Below are 2,160 nucleotides of genomic sequence, written 5' to 3'. Positions count from 1 at the left end.
TTGCTACTATGAATATATCACTTTGGTTATCGCTTATGATTTTTGATCGGAGTATGTGGATGGTAGCAGGGCATTATATAATTGGAGCAATTGTTATTGTTTTTTCAAATATAAATAAGAGATAATCCAGCAATCTTAAAGTTGCTGGGTTTTATTTTGATATTTATAATTAAGAAACAAATTTTGAATAGAGAGTAGTGGGCGTTATGAGATGGAAAGCAGGAACGTTTGAAAAAATAGAAACGAATGACTCATCTATTGAGAAACTCATACATACATTTAAGGAACAAAACGTAAATGGCGGAGTGGTTATAAGCTGTTTTAAAGTACATAACGAAAATTTTTTTAAAGAAATACCATATTGGAAAGATGGACACGAGCACTTCTTTAGAAGAATCTTTAACTCTTTAGATATAATCAATAGCTTAGAAGAGTTAAAAATACATACGTCAGAAAAATATAAGTTGCATTTTAAAGAGCAATGGGCAGTCATGCTTGATGGTAGCATTGCCGCTCAAATTTTGTCGGGCGGAGCATATGAAGGATTTAAGGAACGACCAGTTATCGCAAAACAATTAGCCGTGAATGTATGTCAATATATGTTCCAAGATCGCTATGAAGATATTAAAGTGTTCAAAAGCTATTGCCCTTGGACAGATTGGTTTTACGATGTTGCATGGGATGCTACTTGGATGGTGTCAGATAGTAGGGAGCGTAAAATGTGGTTTATTTGTGCTACGGATACGGATTGATAGATAAAGAGCCTTGTAGGAATGCTTCAAGGCTCTTTATCTATTGGGATTGAATAGAAAACGAATCATATAAATGATATACTAAAAAATGTTTGTAATGTCAGTTTCATACTATTATATAGTGCTGACTTACTAGAAAAGATAAGAGGAGAATGAGCGTGCAAAAGATAAAGAGATTATTGCTATTAATGATGGTAGTAGGATTAACAGCAGTTGTTTTAGCAGGGTGTGCAAATCCGAAAGATACTACAGAAGAATTTTTAACAGCGATACAAAAAGGTGATGTAGAAAAGGCTCGTACATTTGTTGAGAGTGACAAGGAATTTAATAAACTAAATGAAAAAACAGATGATGCTGAGGCAAAAGCAATGCTAAGTGCAATTACAAAAACCTTTAAATTTGAAAAGCTAGAAGAAGTATCGAAAAAGGATGACAAAGCAGAAGTGAAAGTGAAAATTACATCTGCTGATCTATCCGTTGCTGTAACAAAAGCAGTGGGAGAAGTTATGCCAATGGCGTTCGCTAGTGCCTTTAGTGAAGACAAAGAACAATCTGAAAAAGCAATCGAAAAAACAATGACATCAACTATCGTCAAAAACTTAGCAGATAAAGATGCAGCAATGGCAACTCGCGAAGTTACATTGAACTTAAAGAAAGACAAAGATGGCGACTATAAAATCGTTGCTGACGATAACTTGAAAGAAGTATTGTTTGCCAATGCGAAGTCTTTGGAGAAGATGTTTGGTGGGAAGTAATTGAATTAGATAAAAAGAGACACCATATCACGTAGAAGGTTGATATGGTGTCTCTTTTTTATGAACCTGGAGAGGTTTGAACTCAAGAAATTAATTCTATAAATTTCATATTATGATTTTTTGGTTTATGACATACAGCTAATTGTAACAGAGGAGGTACTGTATTCTATGTTTTCTTATGCGGATCCTGTAACGTAGAAAGGTAAAATTTCTGGACCAGATTTTAATTAGTGTTCCTTCAGCTTTAATGAGGAGGTGTACGAAGATGTTGTGACTATACCTGCTGGGTATTATTAATTGTGAAGTCAAATAAGAAAACAATTTATTAGAGGAAGATTAGTTAGTTTAAGTATCAGATTTAGGTGTTTAACAGGGGGTACTAATTAATTTCAGTTCTTTCATGAAAAATTATAGAAAAAGTATGGATAAACAAATTCTTGTTTTAAGTGAATTTTGTGAATGTGGGGGCTGCTTTAAATAAAGATGGTCAAACACTATGTAAATAATTAGGAATGTTAAAATATGCAAAATTGCATATTAAATATTTTAAATCTTATGCTAACCTTATAATGCGAAATATAACATTTGTTGGTAATTATTCATTTTTGAAAGATAAAAAATGAATAATTACAGTGAATTGTATACCACTGTCC

General features: G+C 32.7%; 2 protein-coding genes. Both read left to right on the top strand.

Annotated elements, in window-relative coordinates; genetic code table 11:
- Positions 1-206 precede the first annotated feature (206 nt).
- Entirely contained in the window at positions 207-752 is a 546-nt protein-coding gene (locus ABWK52_RS23365; RefSeq protein ID WP_141536697.1) for a hypothetical protein, read from the top strand.
- A gap of 158 nt (positions 753-910) precedes the next feature.
- The gene (locus tag ABWK52_RS23360) at positions 911-1,507 is read left to right on the top strand and encodes a DUF4878 domain-containing protein (protein WP_001169504.1); all 597 of its coding nucleotides are present in this window, start codon (positions 911-913) and stop codon (positions 1,505-1,507) included.
- Positions 1,508-2,160 lie beyond the last annotated feature (653 nt).

This window comes from Bacillus sp. AP50 (genome assembly GCF_040492675.1).
In the GTDB taxonomy this organism is placed as follows: domain Bacteria; phylum Bacillota; class Bacilli; order Bacillales; family Bacillaceae_G; genus Bacillus_A; species Bacillus_A cereus.
The sequence above is the reverse complement of the archived record's forward strand: the minus strand, read 5'-3'. Positions and strand labels throughout refer to the sequence as shown.

Excerpts from the sequence above, each read along its gene's own strand:
- ABWK52_RS23365 (WP_141536697.1), top strand. The coding sequence starts at position 207 with ATGAGATGGAAAGCAGGAACGTTTGAAAAAATAGAAACGAATGACTCA.